We start from the raw sequence: 21773 nt of genomic DNA, 5'->3' as shown, positions 1-21773 counted from the left end.
TCCCGTTTATTTAGAAAAACTCTCTCACGCTCGGTGACGATCGATTTCAAGTTGTGCTCGAGCGTTTTTCCGTTTGATTCGAACATTTTCCCGTGTGGCTTAAGGTTTTGCCATTCGTTCAATTGCTTCTCCCTCGCGCTCAATCAGTTTCCAGCACGGTCCGATCGTTTTTTCCCTTCTTCGATCGACTTTCCGCGCGACTCGATCGGTTTGCTATTCGCTTGATCGTTTTCCACGACCCGATCGGTTTATCCATTCACCTTCTGGACCGCGCGATCATTTCCACCATGGGCTCCATCATTACCTTTCCACTCCAACTATTTTACATCTTCAAGCATGGCTGGAAGTCCATCCCTTCTATTCAGATCAAAAAAGGCAAGAAAACGCTTGTCGGATTTATTAGCACCCTTCATTTTTTTCATCATTTTCCTGCTTCTTCTCAGTATATATTCCCGGTGATCCGGGCTAAATAGAAAGAGCAAACCAGACGTCATACTGTAAGAACCAAGATGAAAAAGACGTGTACATATAAGTGTCTTTTCTTTTGCTGAACCACTAAGTGCCACATCAATAACCTTATAAACATGAGAAGGATTCAAAATATCCGCCAGCATAATGGTATTGTTTTCCGGATCAACCCCGGTAATTTCATAAAAGGAGACTACCGATTGTTCCATTATCTTTAAAAATCCTTCTTCCTCTTCATTTTTTGCATCGTGATCGTTTAAATAGTTCGATAAGGCGCTATTTCCATCCTCAATTTCTCCATATACCGTAAAATCCAAATGTGCGTCTCTTTCGGGATATGATTCAAAAACAATCCGTTTGTTCTCCAGAATTCCCATAACCTCTGCGGCTTTGTATCCATAACTTGAACTTACACTGTTCAGAATTCTGGAATGTAAATCGCGAAATTTTTTACGTTTTTCTTTATAATCTTCTAACAAACGCATGGAAAAACCCCTTTTCTATCGCTCATCGAGAATCTATTTATTGGTGGGGAAAGTCGGAAATCTATCTTTTCACGCTTATTTAGCTATTTAGCCAGCTCTTTAGCGGAATTTTCCCCATCTACATCCGCCAAACTTCCATTCTTCTCTACAATCTATCATAACCCTCACCACTAACCGGCGCAACCCCAATCACCGCTGCCTTTTTGCCGGAGGGAAAATGTAGTAAACATAGGATTCGAGCAAGTCTCCATTATGGTTCAACACATATCAATTTTAGAAAGAAATTTTTTCAGAACAGGTGATAAAATATGTACATAAACTTGTCTTAAAAAAGGAATATTTGCAGGATTCCTGGTTTTGCTCACCAAACACTGTTCAGCGGTTAAAGGAGATACAATATGAACATGTAGGGGAAAGGGAAAAGGGTAATAGATCTTTAATTCTGCTACTACTCATTAACATCATGCCTGGAATGTTCCATTGTTTCAAGGCTCCGAATACTAAGTAGGTTCACTTTCAGAGGACGGTTGCAGTATTTTATGACAAAACATGGCTTTTCTTAAGTTATAATACCTAATTTATTGTCTCCATGAGCCACTGGTTAATGGATAAAACGGGGCATGTTAACTTTAATTCATTTTCGACATTATTTAACGGGCTTTATTCATCCAATATTCGTTTTTCTCGGCAGTTTATATTTTTAGAGGAACTTAACGAATAATGTAACAAATCCAGTCACAGGATTCCCCCCTTAATTGCATGCTTTTATGTGAACACCAACATTTCCCGGGAAATATCTACAAAATAATTGGCGTTATATGACTTTGTTCGTCTTCCTGGTGTTACTTTGTAATGGAAACTGCAATCACTTACAATTAAAGTTTTGTGACTGCGGAAATATAATAAGAGGAAAACCCCGGTATTGGTAAGCTATCATATTAGGGGTTTCCCGTGCTTCCTTAGTCAAACCACTGCTGCTTTCGGATTTAACTTACCGCAGGCCTTGAAGCTAGACATGCACCCATTTAGACTAATACGCCTTAATAACTCCACAGCCTATTCGTTTTCCAGCGTCTCCAGCTGGTTGTGTGCGGTAGTCATCCGGGTTTTGATGAATCATGACGGACTTGCCAATTACATCTTTACTTTTAAATCTGTTTGTAAAAAAGGACATTCTAGCATATCCGTTATTGGAAAAAAGAACTGGAAAGTCTCCGGGATGGTGACCATGCGGCTGATTTTCCGGATTCCAATGCCCGCCAGCCTGCTGAAATGGATCCGTTTCATCTCCAACTTCGCAATTCCCTTTTTCATGGATATGGAAACCATGGGGACCTATTGGTGCCTGATCCCCTTGTGCGGGTTTGTATGGTGGTAATCCAACTACTTCTACAGATACCTCTGTCCCGTTCGGAATATCTGTAAATGTAACATACCCCCGTAAATTGGGAGCCAGTTGACTACCTCTTATTTCAGCATACGCCCTGCTCATCTCTTCTCTTATCGGATAGTACATTAAATATGGATAATACATATATGGATACAATTTATTTAAACCTCCTGTCATTTCATTCTTTCTTAATTTTATGCCCAGAAGGATTATTGTGTGTCAGCAACCATTTGCCGCAGCAGAAGAAATAGGTGTTGCAAACTTGAGCGCTGAAGCAGGACGCAACAGTTATAATTTTTTATTTTCCCAAACAGTAAAAATCTAGTTTTATAACAGAAAAGGTATGAAAAACCCGCATGTAACTGGACTTTTAGTATAATTAGGGTACCAACCAGATCAAAGAATCCCTGTGTTCCACTTGTAGATGAAGTATGTAAAACAGGTAAAAAAAGGTTACGGAAAAATAGGAAAAAGTGATATAACGTGCAAAAGGGATAAAGTACTGGTTTGTTAAAGATACCCAAAATTGTAGGGAATCATTTGGAAACATAGTATCCGATCAAAATTATTCCGACGTAATGGAATCACTTTTTATACCCGCTAGCACTATAATCCATCGCTATCAATTCAAGACAATGATTCAACGTAGGATTTTTAAATCATAGTTAAAATTAAAAAGAGCTGAAGATTAAATTTCTCCAGCTTCTTTGCAATTTTAATCAACAATTCATTACAGCCTTTGCCATTTTCACTATATATTTAATCCTTTTTTCACATCTAACATCAAGCTTTCCAATTCTTGCTTCTGCTCGGGTTTTTCTTTACTTACTTTTTGCACCTCTTTAATAAGATAATCATAGAATTCCTGAAAAGTTAAATATGCCTCACAATCTTGATCAGCACTTGAAGTAGCTTCATCCACTGATAATAGAACCTTTCCATCTCCTTTTAAAACAGCATATGCTTCATCCGATTCATCTAAATCATTAAGAAATAGAATGGTTTTTCCACCACTTCCAAAACCCTCTTTTTTACCAAAATACTTTAATGCTTCAGGAAGTAACCCTCTTACACCTGATACCTCAAAAAAGTAATCATTTAGTAGATTAGTAATTTCATTTTTATCTATAATTAATTTGTATGTCATTTGAAACTACACCTTTCAATTTATTATAGGGTAGAAATTTTTAACATTTCCGGATTCATCCAGCCAACCAATAAATTTTAATCCATTGGACGCGGTACCTTCAACTCTTCTACCGTTTATGGATCCATTATTCATTGCTTCTTTTCCCCAATTAAACATTTGTTCATTACTAATCAGTTCGGGGTTATAAACGGTTTTAGGATCCTTAATTACCCTGTATTGTTTTGGAATAAGCAAGTTTCCGGCTAAGTCCTTCTTAGGAACCTGATATTTAATTTCATATACTCCTTTAACAGTAGGGTGAGGTGTCTTTTTAATAATACAATCGCTGGGGTTGAATCCTTGTGTTTTCAGTTCATTATTAAATGAATCTAAATTATGGCCACCTTTGACACCATTTCGATTGAATCCTTCAGAATTAATTAAGTGATTTTTGGCGTTACTTCCAAATTTAAAATGGTTTGTGCTGTTGGTTCTCTGATTATTACTACTACTGCCATCATTCCTTCGCACAAAAAAGTAAGTTTGCCCTGTGCCAGCCTCCTGCACAAGCCTAACTTCCGGCATATTCTTCTTAAACCAATTATATAGATTACTCACCGACCGAATCAATACGGCTGAAATGTCCCATCCTTTAATTTTGTAGCCGCACCCTTAACAGTGGTATTTTACAAACGATATAATAATGAATAAACCAATGTATTTTAATGTACAAAATAAAAATGTGAGACCTAGTAAAATTTTTGGCCCCACATTTTTTTATTCTTCCTACATTTCAAGGAATTCATCAAAATTTTTGCAAACAAAATATGTTACAGGATCTAATTCTCCCGATTCCTCATGACTCCAAATGCAAACACTTGCGTATGTATTTGTATTTTTTGAAATCCAACCACAAATAATCACCTGAAAAAAAATAGCAATAGGCAACAATTCTACTCCTGTCAAATCTTCATTGTCTGTAAGTCTTTCTTCTATCCTTGTTAAGGTTACGTCAATATCATAGACACCCAAATCATGATTTTCAGTTTCTTCTAAAATACATAGAAACCTATCAATTGCATACGAATGTCCATTACTGGGAAATGAACTAGTCCTTGGAATTGCCCCACTATATTCTTTGATAAATTTTTTATAGCTTTCTGGTAAACTTATCTCACATTTGCGTTCCCGTTCAAGCAGTAACTCGTCGTCCGGTAAAGGGGTAATTATTGACAGTTCTTTAAGCTCCATTTTATCCTCCCTTAAAAATAAACCCGTAAATCCCCCTAAATAACCTAAATGCTTCATTTACACTTTTTAAACTATTAATCAATATCTTTTACAGTACTTTCCCTATACACATCTATAAATCAATTAACTTATTTTTCAGTATCCTCGTATAACATACCAAGAAACTCATAAATGTCATTAGTAAGGAAATACATGTTCTTCATATCATTTGGGTTTTCTGATTCGTTCTCATGATCCCAAAATAAATATTTTTAAAATAGGGCTCTTTTGTTGCCTAAACATATGACATTTCCTCCAGGCTCTTCTCCAATTGGAATGAATACTTCGGGTAACCTTTCACCAAGTATATCAATATTATCCTCCAAATTGTCATACAAATCTCCTATTCCAAAGAATGCATTTATAACAATTGGCCCCTGTACATCCGAAATTTTAAATACATTGGGTCTAGCCTTGCCGCCATTGTGTTCAAGTAGGAACTTTTTATATAATTTTGTAAAATTTATGTTGCTCTCAAATTCAAAGTGCTCAATTTGTTCGATTGAAAGCTTTCATGTGAATTAACAACTTTCGCCATAAGGGGATTACTTCTTTATTCCTATTCACCATTTACGGTATGACCCCCCAACTTGCGTGAACTCCCTATGAACTTTTTTTCCTACCAGAGTCTGGATTGTAAGGCTTCTGTTCAAACCAAACCAATATCAATTCTAATTCCTTATTCCCCCAAAAAATTAGTTTTCACCGTATTTAATATCTCCTCTATTTCCGATTTATTATCAGGGATACCTCTCAGCCATTTGCGCAACTCTTGCTTTGCTCTTAGGCTTACAAAGAACGTTTCAAAAGGCACCACAAACATACATCAAAAGCAGGATATTCTACAGAATCCAGTGATTGACACTTGTATCTCACTGGATTTTCTTCATTCCATAATCTGAATTTAATTTTGTTCGCATTAGGAACCCTAAAATTTTAAATGCAAGTTTTACTCAATGAATTCCGGCTTCAACCACAATGATTCAATCTCCCCTGTATTACTTAGCGTAACAATCGTATTCGTAAAAAACTCCACACTGTTATCCCTGCTGGAATTTTCAGGATTTCCAAAACATATCCAACCCGATTCCCGATCATAATAAGTATTCCATTCATTTGGTTGATTAAGTCTTTTGGTATCACCCGGATCAAGATCCAGATTTAAACGCAAAATACCTTTTGAAGCATTAGGAGATACTATTTTTCTCTCAATCCAATTAAAATTGTGATGAAATCCCCAAACCTGCGTTGCAGTTTCTGTTTCCGAATTAAATCTAATGTTGATATAGCCTAGTAATAATATGATATCGGAATTTGCTTCAGGGGCTGATTGAAATTCATTACTCTCCTTAGAATAGGTTAACTGACCGATTTTGCAGTTGTTTGTTATCTTTTTTGTTGGCATATTTTCGCTCCGTTAGATTATTTCATTGCTTCCTTAGCAAAATCTACATCTGTTTTTAAATCTAGTTCCGGATATTTTTTTTGAAGAAGTTCAATGCACTCGATAAACTTTTTACTTTGTAGTTTTTCAGAAATATCTTCAAACACTTCACTTATCCATTCAATGTCCTCTTTGTCACAGTTTACTAAGCAATGGATTGTATCATCCTCATTTTTAGTGAATACATCTATTAATTCTTGCCACTTAATTTTGGTTGACGGATCGTCCGGATGTATTTTTTTCCGTTCATTAATTATTGTCTTCACTTGATTTGTATCAATCACTATATATCATTCTTTTCCCATCCAAGCATATGCCTTATAATCAAATCGAGTCTTGAGCATTCAAATTGGATGTAATCATTTACTAGTAGGTCTTTGGGTATAGTGAATTCATCAATCTCGAGTTTAATACTTGCCAATCTAACGACTCCATTTTTAATATCAACTAATTTTGCATTTAGTTATAACTAAATAATCTTCTAGTTTCATTATTTTAAATTCATTGTAACCCTTCTTCACGTTTTTACATCCAGGCAATATATTGGTTCTTTCAATGTTTCATTAAGCTTTTAATCTAAGGGCTGTGAGTAGCACTTAAAAACCGGTTAATACAATTGTTTACTTGTTGTCTCGGATCACTATTTAATTCCCCATAACTGTACTTAAATTTATAACGCTCTGTATCTTCCAATATAAAAGTTAAATGTATCTGCTCCTCACAACTCTCCCCGAGTTCGGGAGATAAGGCAAAAAGTCAGTCGTCTAATTCAATTCTTAAATTTAAATATTCATCGACATTTATCTGAAATTCATTTGGTATATTCAAACTGCAGAAAGGTTTACCATGTTTTGGTATATAATAAAATAACACTGTTCCTCATCTTCACCAAGCTGTCCATACAGGTAAACTTTTTCCCATTCTTCGGGTATCATCTCATCAATAATTTAGCGGCTTCTTGATACAACCCTTCCATTTTTCGACTTCCATTATTATCCTACTGACTGATCCGGAATACTTTCGTATATGGTTCTCGATCAATTGTATAATCTACCATAAATCTGTTGGCCATCCGAAAAACTTTTACCGAATTCAAAGAAACCATTCGCAATTATTGATGCTTTATTCATAAACAATATACACTTTTTTTCCCTTTTCTTTTGAATCTTGTAAAAAAGAAACTATTTCTCTCGATAATTCAGGAAGAATTGGTAATATATTTTGAATTTCTTCTTTGTGCCTTATATTATTTATGTCCGATTTCTTAAATTGCTCTATGGCTAAGTCAAGATCTTTAATTTCCCATGGACTTTCATCATACCATCCTTCATGAAAAACGTATTCTTTAATCAATCCAACGGGGTCCTCTTCATTGAATAGGCTTTCTAACAAAGTTTCAAAATAACCATTCCATATTCTTAATACCTTTTCCCCTTCGTTGACTATTTCAATCTCAGGCTCTCCCTCGAATCCTTTATAGTATTTTTCTTTTATATCCACTATCTCACCCCTAATCCTTCCAATGCCCATCATTTAATAGTTTTAATTGTTCATTTGTAGCAACTCCTGCTTTCCTTGCAGCTATTGCATCATACCACTTATGTGCTTCTATCCACTCGTTTTTTCCAACCATGAAAAATGTTTGTGGCATTGAACCTCCATTTCCTGGAATCGTTCTTTGTATAACCCACGTATTACCTTGAGATTCCGGAGCACCTGGTGTCCTTGTGTGCCATCTTACTTCATATTTATAATCCCCATCGTTCCATTTATACGTAATTTGCTCATAGCTAGTTTTTGATCTCACCTTCACTTTTGCGGCACTAGGAATTTCTATGGGAGACCGTATTGCATATTCTTTTGTAATCTTCAACTTTTCTTCATGAGTTAAATCCGAAAAATTAAAATTATTAGAATCAGTTGATTTATTCCTATCACGAAACGAACCTCCGCCATTATTCTCCCGCGCAAAAAAGTAATACTGCCCCGTACCGGCCTCCCGCACAAGCCCAACTTCCGGAACATTCTTCCTAATCCAATTAAACAAATTACTCACTGACGGAATCAGAATTGGCTTAAACATGTCATCCTTTAATTTCGAAGCAGCACCCTTAACCGAACTACGAGATGAAGCTTTCTCCTTCCCCTCAACAGGCTTCACCTTTTTCTCCGCGTCCGCTGCTTTCCCGGCAGCTTTCACCGCGGAAGAACCGCCTGACGTGACAGGTGCTTTTGCTATACTAAACAAACTTGCAAGACCGAAGCTAGCCATCAGATGCTCTTTCGAAAGCGCCTCATCCGGATTGACAGCACCGTTAACCAAATCTAAACCGCCTATACTAATCCAATTTGTTACACTATAAAAGGATGGTGATTCCAATACCTCTTCGCCTCGGCTCTCCAAACCTTCGCCAAATCCCTTACCAATATCAAGAAGTCCACTCGTCCAGTAGTTGGCATAATCATACCACGAATCATGGCGCTTATCCGCCCGCTCTTCAAATCCGTGCTTAATATCTTCCCCTATCTCCAGTATACTCTGTCCCGCCTTTACAAACGGGTTCACTTCTTCCGGCTTCTCTCTATTTTCTGGAATGTCTCTCACAAATTCATACTTTACATTTCCGTCACCATCTTTAAACTTCCGAACAATTCGCCCATCCGCAAACGCAAGATATTTTCCTTGAAATTCACCCTTATAATCGGAAACTTGTTCGATGTCCGTGATATTAGCCTGAATAGTTGCAAATTCTTGAGCTGTAATGGAGTCACTTTTTATATCCATTAGCACCTTCATCGCCCGGGCACTATAGTCCACCGTCCGCATTTCCAGCTTTTTCTGGATATAGGTTACCGCGGCACCCGGTATTGGCAATTTCGTGAACCGGGTCAAAAATTCCTTTGCACCATACATTAAAATATTATCGAATGAAAACGTATTTCCTCTCACTTTACTTTGCACACTTTTCAGCAGCCAGTCATAAGCATTATTTCCTTCCAGCTGCTTCACGGAATAGTTCTTAATACCCAGTTCCCCACTCGCAAACTTGCTGCCGATCTGCTCCAAATAGTTTTTCATCACCTGCAGATCCGTTTCTACGTCCTCAAGTTTGGCGGATTGCCTGGTATCATAATCGTGAAGCTTTTCAAGCGTGTCATATATCTGGGTTCGACCCTGTGTCAGGTTAAACAGAAATTCCTCATCATCAAGCGTTGGCAGGCTGATAATATCTCTTACTGTCTTGATCGAAGCATTTACCTCATCCGTTAACGCAGTCGTCACCCGTTCCGCCTTTTTTAAGCCGTCCACTAAATCATGCTCTAAAAATTGCTCGTGAATATAGCCATCCTCCGCACCCTCCAGCGATTGCAGGGCATTCTCCATTTCCGTCAAAATTTCCTGATAGTCCGCAATAAATCCCTCCAGGAACAGCAGGAATGGCATATGTAATTCCTGATAAAATGAGCGAATCGCCTGGGCACCTTTCCCTTTAAAGGCTTCATCAAGTGTGATAACCGCCTGCACCCGCTGCTCAAGGTCCTTGACCTGCTGTTCTAGTGTATGCAGACCTGTTTTGGTAGCCCCTATTCCGGCGCGCAAACTTTTTACATCTAATACCTTGATAGACCACACCCCCGTTAGGTCCTTTATTCTCGTGAAAATCTCATTAATTCTATCTGTATTATATAGGAAATCACTACCATTTCGAAAGGGAAGAAATAACTGTTTTTGCGGACAACCAGGAGAAAGGTTTTGGGTGGCTAGGCGAGTTCGGCTTAAAGCAAAATCGCACGACAATAAGCGTAAGCGCTCAATCAACCTTCATATGATCACCCAAATGATTCATGTAACAAGCGAACCGTAGCGTAAAGTTAATCGTGTTCTAACCCTTTTCGATCAAGCTTCCTCCAAAATCGATCGAGCAATATAAACAAACGAGATCACCCAATTTGATCGAGCAGCGCCCGCAGTTCAATCCTAAATGCATAATTCCCGATCCAAAGCGTAAAAAGCCCGATCAATCGCGGAATATCCCGATCCAATTCGCAAAAATCCCGATGGACCGCGGAAAAACCCCGATCCAATTCGCAATTTGCCCGATCAATCACGGAAATATCCCGGTCCAATTCGCAATTTGCCCGATCAATCACGGAAATATCCCGATCCAATTCGCAATTTGCCCGATCAATCACAGAAATATCCCGATCCAATTCGCAATTTGCCCGATCAATCACAGAAATATCCCGATCCAATTCGCAATTTGCCCGATAGATCGCAGAAATATCCCGATCCAAATCAATTTGCCGTTCAAAAGCTCCGGCTACAATACCGGAGCTTTACCTCTTCCCCCTAATCCAAAGTTTATAAATCTACTACTTCTCTAATACTATCTAAAATCACTGACGGTTTCATACGAGAGTCCTCAACCATACCGAGATTCGTAATTCCGGTAAGAACAAGAACTGCCTGCAATCCGTAGTCCAGCCCCATCTTCATATCGGTCGCCAGCCGATCGCCAACAATAAAGCAATTTTCCGGTGGAAGCTGCAAAATCTCTGAAACAATAAAATGCGCAGCGTGTGTCGATGGCTTGCCTACGATTATCTCTACTTTTTCACCAGTAGCTCCTTCCAGCGCACCGATCATCGCTCCACAATCCGGAACTTGCCCACCTTCGACAGGGCAAGTTCTATCGGGATTCGTCGCAATAACACGTGCCCCATTTCTCCAGGCCTGAAAAGCATTATTTAACTTTTCATACGTAAATTGACGATCCCAGCCTAAAACAACATAGCTTGCCTCTTTACTATTATCTGTTATAGCAATATTCAAGTCATTCAATTCATCGATAAGCGGCTGCTCCCCAATGACCATCACTTTTTCATTTTGTTTCAACCTCGATTTTAAATACCTAGCGACCAAATAATTGGAATTAATCACCTCATGATAATCCGTATCGATTCCCAGACGGTTTAACTTTTCCACGTAATTTTGAACCGTTTCAATCGATTTATTCGTTAAAAATATGACCTTATCTCCACGATTCCTTAAATGACTTATCGTTTCAGCAGCACCGGCAATTAATTTGTTACCCAAATAGACAGTTCCATCCAAGTCAAAAATAAATCCATTAGCCAACTTCCCATCCCCCTGTCGTTGTGCGATTCACTGTTGATATTGCTCGCTCCTCTGTTGATCTTTCACTTTCTACTTTCGATATTGCTCGCTCCTCTGTTGATCTTTCACTTTCTACTGTCGATATTGCTCGCTTTTCTGTTGATGTTTCACTTTCTACTGTTGATGTTGCTCGCTTCGCTGTTGATGTTTCACTTTCTACTGTCGATGTTCCCCGCTTTTCTGTTGATGTTTCACTTTCTACTGTCGATATTGCTCGCTTTTCTGTTGATGTTTCGCTTTCTACTGTTGATATTGATCGCTTTTCTGTTGATGTTTCACTTTCTACTGTCGATGTTCCTCGCTTCGCTGTTGATGTTTCACTTTCTACTGTCGATGTTGCTCACTTCGCTGTTGATGTTTCACTTTCTACTGTCGATGTTCCTCGCTTTTCTGTTGATGTTTCACTTTCTACTGTTGATGTTGCTCGCTTCGCTGTTGATGTTTCACTTTCTACTGTCGATGTTGCTCGCTCCTCTGTTGATGTTTCACTTTCTACTGTCGATGTTCCATTTTTACTATAATTGCTTTCGTGAAAATCGATTGGCTATTGCTTGCAAAACCAGAACTAAAACAACCAGGACAATCGACATTGCCGCAGCGGAGTAATACTCTGCCCGTAAAATATTTTGAAAGATCGCTAAACTCATCGGCGCCCAATTAGCGGGGGCCATTAAAATGGATATACTTGTTTCTTTGATGACCGTTACAAATACCAAAATTGATCCCGCTGCAATACCCGGTAACATAAGTGGCCCAATTACGGTAATAGCTGCTGTCAGTGTGGAAGCACCGAGATTAACGGCTGCCTCTTCAATATCTGCTTTTATTGATTTCATCGTTCCTACCGTCGACCTGATCATATAAGGAATACGCCGAATTGTATACGCAATAATTAATATCACGGCTGTCCCGGTCAACTGTAAAGGTGCTGTATTAAACGTCTGGATCAAGGCAATACCAAAGGCGATACCCGGAACAATAAGCGGGACGGTTGTCATGAAATCCAGGCCCGTGGAATTTTGCCGTACTACAAAATAGGAAACAAACGTCGCAATAACAATACTTAACACTAGTGCCCCAAGTGCCAATATAATACTGTTTTGGATATTTCCGAGTGAATTTGTAAAAATATCTTTATAGTGATTTAATGTATATCCGGAAGGAAGCGGTTCAACACCCCATGTGGTCGCGATCGACTGCATAAAAACAGTCAGCATTGCCAACAAAGGGACGAGCACAACTAAGCTGGAAAAAATGGACAATGATACCGTTAGCACTTTATTATTATTCATTTTCACCTGTGTCGGCTTTCCGGATAGTGAGCCATAATCCTTTCCTTTAAAGAACGCATTTTGCAGCCAGAAGACAAATCCAGCCACAGCGATCATGATGACGGTTAAAATTGCTGCACCGCCCCAATTGAAAAATCCAGCTATTTCCCGATAAGCCTCAACAACGAGTAAGTTCAAATCGGTAGGCGCGAGAATGATTGGCGTGCCAAAGTCAGAAAAACTTACAGCAAAGATAACTAACGCTGTGGAAAGCATCCCCGGAATAGCAAGTGGAAACGTTACTGTGAAAAAAGTCAGCCAGCTTTTTGAGCCCATACTTCTTGACGCTTCCTCCAATGAGACGTCGCTTACTTTAAACGCCGCAACCATCGGCCAAAGCGCGTACGGGAAAAAGAAAAATACTTGCACTAGAACAATTCCGGTAAACGAATATGGATCAATTAAAAACCCTTCCCCACCTAATGCCTGGTAGATATAAGTCACCCACCCGGCTCTGCCGAACATAATGATAAATGCATACGCCGAAATGAATGTAGGGACAATTAGTGGAACGGTACATAAAGCACTAATCGTTTTCTTAAATGGCATTTTTGTTCTGGCAATACCATAAGCAATCGGGACACAAATCACTAATACGATCACCGAGACCAACAGCGATAAATATAAACTGTTCGTCAATGCTTTAAAATACGAACCATTGGAAAAGATCGCTTTAAAATTATCTAACGTCGCATTTTTAAATTGGTCAAATGTTTGTTGCATTGTATCAAGGCTAATAAGTGACCCAAAGAAATTAATAGGCTCCCCTGTGAAACTAACTAAAAAAACCGATAGCAGCGGGATAATCAAGAATAGAATAAAAAAGGCATAAATTAGCAGCTTCATAATCCCGATGCCAGTCAAATTCTTTTTTAAGCCTTTCATATTAACAACACCCTCTCAGGGGAAACGCCTAATTTTACCGAAGCTCCACTTTTCAGGATTTGATTACCAGATTCATAGGTTGTATCAGCGGTTAATGTATAGTCACCAACCTTAATATCATATCTGACCGTTGAACCCAAATACGTGGAAAATAAGATTTCTCCATCAAATGAGTTGTCATATTCCATGGAGTTCTCGTTTAATACATTGATATTTTCTGGTCTAATAATGACTTGAACCTCTTGTTTATCAGCAGTTGCGACCGATTTTAAAGTTTGATTGCCAATCTGAATGACGGACAAGCCATTTTCCTGTTCCATCACTTTTCCCGGAATAATGTTTGATGTCCCAACAAAGTCAGCAATAAATGGACTTTTTGGGTTACTGTACAAATCTGTCGGTGTACCAATTTGTAATATTTCCCCATCCTTCATAACCGCTACCCGGTCGGCCATACTCATTGCTTCTTCCTGGTCGTGTGTAACGAAAATAGTCGTAATCTTTAAATCCTGTTGAATTTGCCGGATGGTATTCCGCATCGTATGCCTTAGTTTCTGGTCCAAGTTGGATAGCGGCTCGTCCATCAGCAATACCTCAGGCTCCATGACAAGTGCCCTTGCCAATGCGACCCGTTGCTGCTGACCTCCAGACAATGCACTTGTCAACTTTTTAGCATGATCGGTTAATTCCACGTACTCTAAAATTTCCATAACCTTCTTCTCAATATTTTTCGGGTACTTCACCAGCCTGCTATTGAGCATCCTCGTGTAAGTACCAATTTTCTTAAAAAAGTTGCTCTCCTTCAGCCGCTTTATATTAAGGCTGTACGCCACATTATCGAATACATTCATGTGTGGAAAAAGTGCATAGCTTTGAAAAACCATCCCGCAATTTCGTTCGTTTGGTGCCAGTCCGTTTAAATTTTTATCCCCAATTTTTATAACACCTTTTGTAGGCTTCTCAAATCCGGCAATACAGCGCATCGTCGTTGTTTTCCCACAGCCAGATGGTCCCAAGAGGGCAAAAAACTCGCCCTCTTGAATGTCCAAATTGATGTTTTGAAGTACAGTCACACCTGAAAAATCCTTTGTTAGTTGTTCAACCACAACTGACCCCATGTCTATCAGCTTCCTTTACTTTATTTTCGTTTTCCATTCGTCCCTGATTCGATCGTAGTTTTCATTTACCCAGTCGATATCCAAGTCGACAGCATGTTCTTTTATATTGTCTACGGATAAGGAAGTCTTTGATTCTACTTCCGGATTAATTGGAATATGGTACCAATCAGTCAAAATTTGCTGGGCATCTTTACTCAGCATGAAATCGATAAATTTCTTACCGCCTTCAGGATTGGGGCCATCTTTAACAAGTGTGACTGGATTAACAAGAATAGGAGTTTTTTCCGGTACGATAAAGTCGACCGTTTCTCCATTTGCTTTATGCTCATAAGCCATGAAATCGAAGCCTATCGCGATATGTGCCTCCCCCATTGAAGCACCCTTTGTTGGACCTGAACCTGAGTCAGGGATGGAATTTGCCTGATCTTTTAATTTCTGGAAGTACTCCCAGCCTGCCTCTTCCCCATGCTGCATCATATAGCTCAATACCATTAATGTAGCCGTCCCGGACGCTGCTGGATTAGGGAATTGAATTTTTCCCTTCCATTTTGGATCCAACAAATCCTCCCACGTTTTTGGGGCTTCTTCTTCCGACACTAATTCCGTATTGTAGGCAAATCCAAGCACAAACATCTCCGTACCAACATAATACCCATCCTCATGCTTCACCTTTATACCATCTTCCACTACCTCCCAATCCTCCGCGCTCTCAGGAATATAGGATGTAATGATATCTTTATCCACCGCCGCTTCAAATGGCAAAATGCCTCCTCCGCCATACCATACGTCAGCCTGAGGGTTCCCCTTTTCAGCCATCATTTTGTTAACGAGTACGTTTGTACCTGCATAATTAACATTGACTTTTGTACCATTTAATTCCTCGTATTTAGCCGCCAGCTCCTTGGAAAGCTCCGGAGTTTCTGGTGAATATAACGTTATCGGCTTACCTCCCCCCTCCTCTTCACCCGATGCATCATCCCCGGCACAAGCACTAAGCAAAACAAAACTTAGTAAAAAACAAACGGATATAAATAGCGATAATGTTTTTTTCAAACTAGCTCCCCCTTGTCTATACTTTTCTCTAGAAATATATGAGGGTAAATTATTTTTATGTATAACTTTGGACGCGTTAGGAGTGTAGATATGGGCATGACCATGATTTGCAAAGAAGATGGCCTATACTGCACAAGTTCCATGAGTTATTGCACGACTTTCATTGATGGTTTAGTAAGTTCCATACTTTATTGCGCGTCTCTACTGGGTAAACCGGAGAAGAAGATAGTTGGTTTACAAAGTCATCTATTATATAAAAGGTTCCCATATAAGGTGATATTCCCATGTAATCCATAAGCCTCCCCCATATAGATAATAGTTTTCATCTATCACGCGGGAATTCTGTAAGCATTCCTTTGACATCATTTAGTAGCAGGTCCAAAGGCATACTATAATGAGAAACTATATCTTATTTATCCCACTTTCGCCCCATTTTTTAACAACTATTCTATTCCCATTGATTACATATCGCAATTTTGCTACTATTAACTATATTATGAGAGAATAGTATTTGGATAACCTCTCCTAGCGTGCGGTTGCTATTATCGTATTCATAGTTTTGGCTGGGTTTATTTTTATATCCTGTATTTTTTTCTTACTGATAGAAATAGATTGCTTAGTATATTTGCTAACTTCATAGCTTGTTAAGGTCATCTTTTATTAATACACAGTGGAGGTGATTGATCAATTTCTGTAAATATTGATATGGAATAAGGAAGGAGGATACCTATAAAGCAAAATTCCTAAGGATGTTTGTCGATAAAGACATGCGAAAAGTACCTTGTTTCTTAGTTCAACCACTTTGTAAAAAAACAGTAGTGAATAAGTGTTAATCAAGCAGGAACTAAAATCCAACAGTTAAAGGGTGGAATTAAATATGAAAACCTGGTTTAAAACTGCTTCTGCTTTCATGATTGTCACTTTAGTAGCATGTTTCTACATGCCAAACATAGGATCAGCTGCAGAGAAAGTGATTCCAGCTAACCTTCAATACCCAGAGGGAAAAATTGTAAATGTTGCTCATCGCGGAGCTTCCGGATATGCACCTGAACATACAATCCCCTCTTATGAACTTGGAGAAGAACTAAACGGGGATTACATTGAGGTTGATTTGCAAATGACATCGGATGGCACGCTCATTGCCATGCATGATGTATCAGTGGACCGGACAACAGATGGGACTGGTTTGGTAGAAAATATGACGGTGGAAGAAATAAAACAATTGGATGCTGGTTCATGGTTTAATGCAGCTTACCCGGAAAAAGCAAAGGAAGAGTATGTTGGTTTAAAGGTGCCCACGCTAGAGGAAATCTTTGATAGATTCGGTTCTGGATCAAACTATTACATTGAAACAAAATCACCGGATGTCTATCCAGGAATGGAAGAGGAACTATTGCGTTTAATAGAAAGTTATGGTCTCTCAGACAATGTGCTCATTCAGTCGTTCTCTTCTGACAGTTTGAAATTAACTCATTCATTGGATCCATCTATGCCCCTTGTTCAATTGATTAGTCAGCCGGCTTTGGGAAATAATGCTGAAGACGAGCTTGAAGAAATAGAACAGTACGCTATAGGGGTTGGACCAAACTTTAATAACATCAATGAAGAATATGTTCATACTGTTAGAAGCCATGAATTACAAATCCATCCATATACAGTTAACACCAAAGAGGCCATGAAAACAGCTTTGGAATGGGGGGTCACGGGGTTATTTACAAATTACCCTGACCTTTTTAGTGACGTCATTACTGAATTTCATAGTGCTTCCTATATACAAAGTCTAGTAGATAAATTTTATGACAAAGGAGCAATTGAAAACGAGGAAGCATTCAATGCTCTAACTATCCATTTAACATCAATAAGTCATTTTGAAGATGAAGCAGCAAGAGACAAAGTTGTTAAGCATGCAAATGGCTTTAAGAACTTGCTTAATCACTATCAAAGTGAAGAATGGATAACTGAAGAAGCATATGACAGCCTGATGCTTCAGGCTAATCTATTGATTGAAAAATGGCAATCATAAAAAGGTATTGAAGCCAATCATAAGTTAGGATCAGAAATTAGCACATTTGCAACTGTTGAATCTAACATGGATAAAGATATAGGAAACATTGTCTTTTGCTGTAACGAAAGGGTTTAGAAAATAATGTTCTACACAGATTTCGTTGCTATGATAAAGATAAGTTAATAAATGCGTTGGAAAAATGGAGAAACTGCAAAGATGTAATGAGGTCATTTTTATTCGTATTTTTGCGGTTTCTCTTTTTTTGAGGATTTCTGTATCTTAAGTTTCGCACCCCATAGAAAAATTTAGGAATTGGATTCTATTTCCAATGTAACAAAGGTCAATGGGATCATGTGAATTAATTAAACTGGAAGGAATTTCTGGTATGTTCTACTAGTCATGTTCCATATGTTGATTGTTACATTTTGGCAGCATATCTATCCTTCATTTCTTAGCTCTCGTGTTTAAAATAAAAAACGGAACCTCCTAATAGGAAGTTCCTAATGAAAATCTTCTTATCTTTGGACATTTCAACGCTCACCAAGTTTAGGTTTAAGGCCATAACCCGGCTGCCAACCCAATTCCTCTGAATAAAATTTTTTGCTGACAAATCTGGTATTGCTTTCTTAGTCTTTAGTCGACTTGGCAAAATGTCAAAATCCCCAAACTTCATTCGCAATATCGGCAATAAATTTCAGCTTCTCCCACTGTTCCTCTTCTGTCAATTTATTTCCATGATGGGTAGAAGCAAATCCACATTGTGGGCTCAGGGCTAATTGCTCGAGCGGTACATATTGCGAAGCTTCCTTAATCCGCGCCTTAATTTTTTCTTTGTCTTCCAACTCACCAAATTTGGATGTGACAAGTCCAAGTACGACTTGAGCCCCTCCGTTTGGAATATATTCCAATGGTTTAAAATCACCTGAACGATCATCGTCATATTCCAGGAAGAATCCATTTACGTTTTCTTTGGCAAATAGTGTTGGGGCAATAAGTTCATAACTTCCGGCAAATGCCCAGTTAGATCGGTAGTTTCCACGACATAGATGGGTTGTCACATGCAAATCTACTGGTTTTCCTTCCAACACGCTGTTAACAACTCGCAGTGCCAAATCAATTAGCTGATCTCTGGAGTATTTACCGTCGTTGAACGGAATGTTTGGTGAAGAAAGTCCGGCAATATAAACATCATCAAACTGCAAGTATCGTACACCAGCTTCATAAAATGCCTTTATCGCATCCCGGTAGGTTTGGATAATATCATCTGCATATTCCTCGATGTCCGGATAGATAGTTTCAGCGCGGATGCCTTCGTTAAATAATTGGTTAGGGCTCGGGATTGTTTGCTTGGCAACTGCACGGCCTCCTACAATTTCATTAAACAGGATAAAGTCTTTGATAAACGGGTGATCTGGATTGAACGAAATCTTTCCTGTGTTTCGAACATTGTACCTTTCTGTTTCCTCATTGCCATGAAAAATGTAGCCCGTTTCAGGAACATAGCCTTCTACGCCGTTTAAATGTTCCAGGAAATCCGTATGCCAGAATCTGCGTCTGAACTCGCCATCGGTTACAGCTTTCAAGCCGACTTCAATCTGCTTGTCAACGATCCGCTTGATTTCCTTTGTTTCTACCTCACGTAGTTGTTCAACAGAGATGTTTCCTTCCTTGAATTCCTTTCTTGCCAGATGCAAATTTTCTGGACGGAGCAAGCTTCCGACATGATCAGCTTTAAATGGTGCTTTCGTTAATGTAATAGACATATTCTATTCCCTCTTTCCTCTTTTTTTATGTTCCTGGTTTAACGAACAACATGATTGCAGCAAAATTGGTTTTGATACTCCCCGCAACACCTCTCATTCCCTGCTAGATTACGAGGGGCCTTTGTATTGACAATCAAAAAACCCCCTTCCTGAAATAAGAAGAGGTTTCGTTACCATAGCTATTCGCTCCTCTTATCTTCAAGCATTACGCTTCTGGAATTGGCACAGTACTCTTTCTCGAGTCTGTTGCCGAGGCTTCAAAGGGCCAGTCCCTCCACCTCTCTGGATAAGAAAAAATTGCATATTGAAATTGTTATTATTTAAATTACATCTATCTGTTCTGAATGTCAAGAAAAAAATAAAAGTTTTATTTTTACCTTGAATTATGCATCCTTAATTTCGTACTTATAGACCTGTAACAATTACCGTTTTAGAATGGAGCCAAATTGAACAATACACAGTGGGAATTGATATAAGCCGTAAGAAGATTGACTAGGATGTATGTGCACAAAGCTCGTTAGCATAACTTACTTATCACCCCAATACGGTAAATACCAGAGAAGGTATGAAAGAGTTATTGGACTGGGGCGTGACCGGAATAGTTTACGAATGATCCGGATATGTTAAATGAGGCTTTGCGTGATCGGTGATTAAATAGGGAACGAAGCAAAATTGGTGCTTTGCTTCGTTTTTTATTAATTATGATCGGAGTGAAGTTCATCCTATACTATACCTGTATATATAAATTGTGGTTGTCACTGTTATTAGTTCCATCGATAATAAAGGGGGTATCCAAAGCTCTGGATAGTTGCAATAATGTTTCCACCCTAGGGCTAGTTAAACCAGCTTCAATTCTCCCTATTGTGGATTTGGGGACACCTGCCAAATCCGCAAGACCTTGCTGAGACAAGTTTAGGCTTTTACGTATTGTTTTAATTTGTACCGCTATACGTCCTTCCAGTTGCAGGGTTTGCACATGATTTTCTCCACGGATTTCAGAGTACTTTTTAAAAAAGTCGCTCATTTTAAGACCTCCTTACACTTAATAAAGATTCGGATCTAAAGCACAATATTTCTCATATGTTAATTCAGCAGGAACGATATCCCTTCGCTTAATTAAGCCATTGTATTGCTTGTCAAAGTAATAAAGCATGATTACCTTATGATAATTATGGATCGTATAAATAATCCGATGATTCCCAGCCCATCCGCCTTGTATACCCCACCTATAAAGGTTCCCATATATGGTGTTTTTATAAATATGTTTACAGATGGAGGTGTTTCGTCATCCATTGATTTTCCCCCGTCAAGTTCCTCTGGATAAGGATTGTGACTAATTATGGCAAGTTGCCGTGCATAAACATCTGCCAATTGGCACCAACCCCCAGGCTTACCCTTTATAACTTCTTGATCCGAATTGTATAAAATTTGCTTTTCAAATTCACTTACATTTCCTTCGTATATTATTTTAAATTTACCGGATTCACTCATTTTTTTATCCTTTATTATATTATTACCAATATGATAGCATTTATGCCATCAACATTCAATATTTTCTATAAAAAGTTTTGAAGGGCAGGAGGAGTTTTCTAACATAACTTTGATTGATATACTCCGACACTGTAACAATTACCAAAAATACGAGTAATAATCCCTCACCTTCCGCAATAAGATTCACTATCAAGTGCTTTTTATAGGGAGTGGTATCATGATCGAGCATGATTCGTTTATTACTGGGGAAACATTGGCCAAATATTATGATCTTAACAAGAAAAAGAAAGAAATCGAACAGGAAATGAACCAGCTAAAGAACCTGTTTCACACTTATTTTGATCAGCAAGTGGGCTCCGATGAAAAAGGGGAAATAAAAGATGGCGGTTACAAACTCCAACGGCAAATCCGCAAAAAGGAAAAATTCAATGATGAAATTACCGTTAACCGCTTAGAGGAGTTAAAGCTGAATGATTTGATTAAAGTCGTGAAAATACCGGACAAGGAAAAGATAAGTTCAGCTATTAGCTTGGGGTTATTGGATGAGAATGATCTTGAGGGATGCAGAAGTACGACTTTTACCGCGGCGATTTCGGTTAAGGAAGTGTAGTCATTTAAGTGAACTACTCCCACCACTTACCACCGTTACGGGTTGCTTGAAGTGGGGGCTTCTTGGGTAATCGCCACTTTTGGTAGCTGACGAAATGGACCAAGCTAACCCTCTTGTTCCAAAAGTTTAAAT

The 21773-nt window shown here is 38.7% G+C and carries 22 protein-coding genes, 1 pseudogene and 1 riboswitch; of the genes and pseudogenes, 4 read left to right on the top strand and 19 right to left on the bottom strand.

The genetic code is table 11. The annotated features are described in order from the left end of the window. Positions 1–317 precede the first annotated feature (317 nt). From CZ382_RS17545 to CZ382_RS17485, 13 genes are all read right to left on the bottom strand, one after another. Positions 318–953 (bottom strand): hypothetical protein, encoded by a 636-nt coding sequence (locus CZ382_RS17545; RefSeq protein WP_088052479.1) that lies wholly within the window; start codon positions 951–953, stop codon positions 318–320. A gap of 1030 nt (positions 954–1983) precedes the next feature. Beyond that, positions 1984–2487 carry a superoxide dismutase family protein gene (locus CZ382_RS17540; protein ID WP_088053529.1) on the bottom strand — a complete coding sequence of 168 codons (504 nt, stop codon included), beginning with the start codon at positions 2485–2487 and terminating at the stop codon, positions 1984–1986. Positions 2488–3094: 607 nt separating this feature from the next. Continuing rightward, entirely contained in the window at positions 3095–3490 is a 396-nt protein-coding gene (locus CZ382_RS17535) for a hypothetical protein (protein WP_088052478.1), read from the bottom strand. 15 nt (positions 3491–3505) lie between these two features. Beyond that, a complete protein-coding gene (locus CZ382_RS17530) occupies positions 3506–4039 on the bottom strand; it encodes a CdiA family toxin C-terminal domain-containing protein (protein ID WP_230856086.1) in 534 nt (177 codons plus the stop codon). Positions 4040–4258: 219 nt separating this feature from the next. Then, positions 4259–4723 carry an SMI1/KNR4 family protein gene (locus tag CZ382_RS17525; protein WP_088052476.1) on the bottom strand — a complete coding sequence of 155 codons (465 nt, stop codon included), beginning with the start codon at positions 4721–4723 and terminating at the stop codon, positions 4259–4261. 251 nt (positions 4724–4974) lie between these two features. Continuing rightward, positions 4975–5229 carry an SMI1/KNR4 family protein gene (locus CZ382_RS24360; protein WP_230856090.1) on the bottom strand — a complete coding sequence of 85 codons (255 nt, stop codon included), beginning with the start codon at positions 5227–5229 and terminating at the stop codon, positions 4975–4977. 482 nt (positions 5230–5711) lie between these two features. After that, positions 5712–6167 (bottom strand): hypothetical protein, encoded by a 456-nt coding sequence (locus CZ382_RS17515; RefSeq protein ID WP_088052475.1) that lies wholly within the window; start codon positions 6165–6167, stop codon positions 5712–5714. Positions 6168–6184: 17 nt separating this feature from the next. Then, a complete protein-coding gene (locus CZ382_RS17510; RefSeq protein WP_230856085.1) occupies positions 6185–6490 on the bottom strand; it encodes a hypothetical protein in 306 nt (101 codons plus the stop codon). Positions 6491–7030: 540 nt separating this feature from the next. Continuing rightward, positions 7031–7141 (bottom strand): immunity protein YezG family protein, encoded by a 111-nt coding sequence (locus CZ382_RS24880; protein ID WP_088052473.1) that lies wholly within the window; start codon positions 7139–7141, stop codon positions 7031–7033. Between the two features lie 187 nt (positions 7142–7328). Further along, positions 7329–7706 carry a hypothetical protein gene (locus tag CZ382_RS17500; RefSeq protein WP_088052472.1) on the bottom strand — a complete coding sequence of 126 codons (378 nt, stop codon included), beginning with the start codon at positions 7704–7706 and terminating at the stop codon, positions 7329–7331. Positions 7707–7716: 10 nt separating this feature from the next. Further along, complete coding sequence (locus tag CZ382_RS17495; RefSeq protein ID WP_159457828.1) at positions 7717–9840, bottom strand: ribonuclease YeeF family protein; 2124 nt, start codon at positions 9838–9840, stop codon at positions 7717–7719. 308 nt (positions 9841–10148) lie between these two features. Then, positions 10149–10502, bottom strand: coding sequence for a hypothetical protein (locus CZ382_RS17490; protein WP_088052470.1), 354 nt, complete (start codon positions 10500–10502; stop codon positions 10149–10151). A 67-nt stretch (positions 10503–10569) separates the two neighbouring features. Then, on the bottom strand, positions 10570–11346 hold the full coding sequence (locus tag CZ382_RS17485) for an HAD-IIA family hydrolase (RefSeq protein WP_088052469.1): 777 nt from the start codon (positions 11344–11346) through the stop codon (positions 10570–10572). Between the two features lie 20 nt (positions 11347–11366). Between CZ382_RS17485 and CZ382_RS17480 the strand changes: the two genes are divergently transcribed. Continuing rightward, positions 11367–11906: a hypothetical protein gene (locus CZ382_RS17480; RefSeq protein WP_088052468.1), complete on the top strand. Its 540-nt coding sequence runs from the start codon at positions 11367–11369 to the stop codon at positions 11904–11906. Here CZ382_RS17480 and CZ382_RS17475 read toward each other — a convergent pair. From CZ382_RS17475 to CZ382_RS17465, 3 genes are read right to left on the bottom strand one after another with little or no spacing between them, the layout of a single operon-like run. Further along, positions 11901–13601, bottom strand: coding sequence for an ABC transporter permease (locus tag CZ382_RS17475; protein WP_088052467.1), 1701 nt, complete (start codon positions 13599–13601; stop codon positions 11901–11903). The two genes, CZ382_RS17480 and CZ382_RS17475, sit on opposite strands and share 6 nt — an antisense overlap. Further along, positions 13598–14719, bottom strand: coding sequence for an ABC transporter ATP-binding protein (locus tag CZ382_RS17470; protein ID WP_088052466.1), 1122 nt, complete (start codon positions 14717–14719; stop codon positions 13598–13600). The genes CZ382_RS17475 and CZ382_RS17470 overlap by 4 nt, the downstream gene beginning before the upstream one ends. A 15-nt stretch (positions 14720–14734) precedes the next feature. Further along, a complete protein-coding gene (locus CZ382_RS17465) occupies positions 14735–15772 on the bottom strand; it encodes an ABC transporter substrate-binding protein (RefSeq protein ID WP_200809543.1) in 1038 nt (345 codons plus the stop codon). A gap of 877 nt (positions 15773–16649) precedes the next feature. Here CZ382_RS17465 and CZ382_RS17460 point away from each other — a divergent pair. Together CZ382_RS17460 and CZ382_RS24875 are read left to right on the top strand one after the other, a co-directional pair. Beyond that, positions 16650–17528: pseudogene (locus CZ382_RS17460) on the top strand (glycerophosphodiester phosphodiesterase); the annotation flags it as partial. After that, positions 17517–17795, top strand: a complete 279-nt coding sequence (locus tag CZ382_RS24875) for an FIMAH domain-containing protein (RefSeq protein WP_407701329.1) — start codon at positions 17517–17519, stop codon at positions 17793–17795. The pseudogene CZ382_RS17460 and the gene CZ382_RS24875, both read left to right, overlap by 12 nt. Before the next feature lie 635 nt (positions 17796–18430). Here CZ382_RS24875 and CZ382_RS17450 read toward each other — a convergent pair. From CZ382_RS17450 to CZ382_RS17440, 3 genes are all read right to left on the bottom strand, one after another. Then, positions 18431–19540, bottom strand: a complete 1110-nt coding sequence (locus CZ382_RS17450) for a 5-methyltetrahydropteroyltriglutamate--homocysteine S-methyltransferase (protein ID WP_088052463.1) — start codon at positions 19538–19540, stop codon at positions 18431–18433. Between the two features lie 189 nt (positions 19541–19729). Beyond that, a riboswitch (SAM riboswitch) is annotated at positions 19730–19833 on the bottom strand. Positions 19834–20267: 434 nt separating this feature from the next. Further along, a complete protein-coding gene (locus CZ382_RS17445; RefSeq protein ID WP_088052462.1) occupies positions 20268–20564 on the bottom strand; it encodes a helix-turn-helix domain-containing protein in 297 nt (98 codons plus the stop codon). Between the two features lie 131 nt (positions 20565–20695). Beyond that, positions 20696–21031, bottom strand: a complete 336-nt coding sequence (locus CZ382_RS17440) for a hypothetical protein (protein ID WP_230856084.1) — start codon at positions 21029–21031, stop codon at positions 20696–20698. Between the two features lie 217 nt (positions 21032–21248). On the opposite strand from CZ382_RS17440, the gene CZ382_RS17435 reads away from it, so the two are divergent. Next, positions 21249–21641 (top strand): hypothetical protein, encoded by a 393-nt coding sequence (locus tag CZ382_RS17435; RefSeq protein ID WP_088052461.1) that lies wholly within the window; start codon positions 21249–21251, stop codon positions 21639–21641. The last annotated feature ends 132 nt before the right edge of the window (positions 21642–21773 follow it).

This window comes from Virgibacillus dakarensis (assembly GCF_900155625.1).
In the GTDB taxonomy this organism is placed as follows: Bacteria; Bacillota; Bacilli; order Bacillales; family Amphibacillaceae; genus Lentibacillus_C; species Lentibacillus_C populi.
Note: the sequence above shows the minus strand (reverse complement) of the source record. Positions and strands in the feature narration are given on the sequence as shown.

Excerpts from the sequence above, each read along its gene's own strand:
- CZ382_RS17515 (WP_088052475.1), bottom strand. The coding sequence starts at position 6,167 with ATGCCAACAAAAAAGATAACAAACAACTGCAAAATCGGTCAGTTAACC.
- CZ382_RS17540 (WP_088053529.1), bottom strand. The coding sequence starts at position 2,487 with ATGTATTATCCATATTTAATGTACTATCCGATAAGAGAAGAGATGAGC.
- CZ382_RS17545 (WP_088052479.1), bottom strand. The coding sequence starts at position 953 with ATGCGTTTGTTAGAAGATTATAAAGAAAAACGTAAAAAATTTCGCGAT.
- CZ382_RS17450 (WP_088052463.1), bottom strand. The coding sequence starts at position 19,540 with ATGTCTATTACATTAACGAAAGCACCATTTAAAGCTGATCATGTCGGA.
- CZ382_RS17535 (WP_088052478.1), bottom strand. The coding sequence starts at position 3,490 with ATGACATACAAATTAATTATAGATAAAAATGAAATTACTAATCTACTA.
- CZ382_RS17470 (WP_088052466.1), bottom strand. The coding sequence starts at position 14,719 with ATGGGGTCAGTTGTGGTTGAACAACTAACAAAGGATTTTTCAGGTGTG.
- CZ382_RS24880 (WP_088052473.1), bottom strand. The coding sequence starts at position 7,141 with ATGATACCCGAAGAATGGGAAAAAGTTTACCTGTATGGACAGCTTGGT.
- CZ382_RS17525 (WP_088052476.1), bottom strand. The coding sequence starts at position 4,723 with ATGGAGCTTAAAGAACTGTCAATAATTACCCCTTTACCGGACGACGAG.
- CZ382_RS17440 (WP_230856084.1), bottom strand. The coding sequence starts at position 21,031 with ATGAGTGAATCCGGTAAATTTAAAATAATATACGAAGGAAATGTAAGT.
- CZ382_RS17445 (WP_088052462.1), bottom strand. The coding sequence starts at position 20,564 with ATGAGCGACTTTTTTAAAAAGTACTCTGAAATCCGTGGAGAAAATCAT.
- CZ382_RS17475 (WP_088052467.1), bottom strand. The coding sequence starts at position 13,601 with ATGAAAGGCTTAAAAAAGAATTTGACTGGCATCGGGATTATGAAGCTG.
- CZ382_RS17435 (WP_088052461.1), top strand. The coding sequence starts at position 21,249 with ATGATCGAGCATGATTCGTTTATTACTGGGGAAACATTGGCCAAATAT.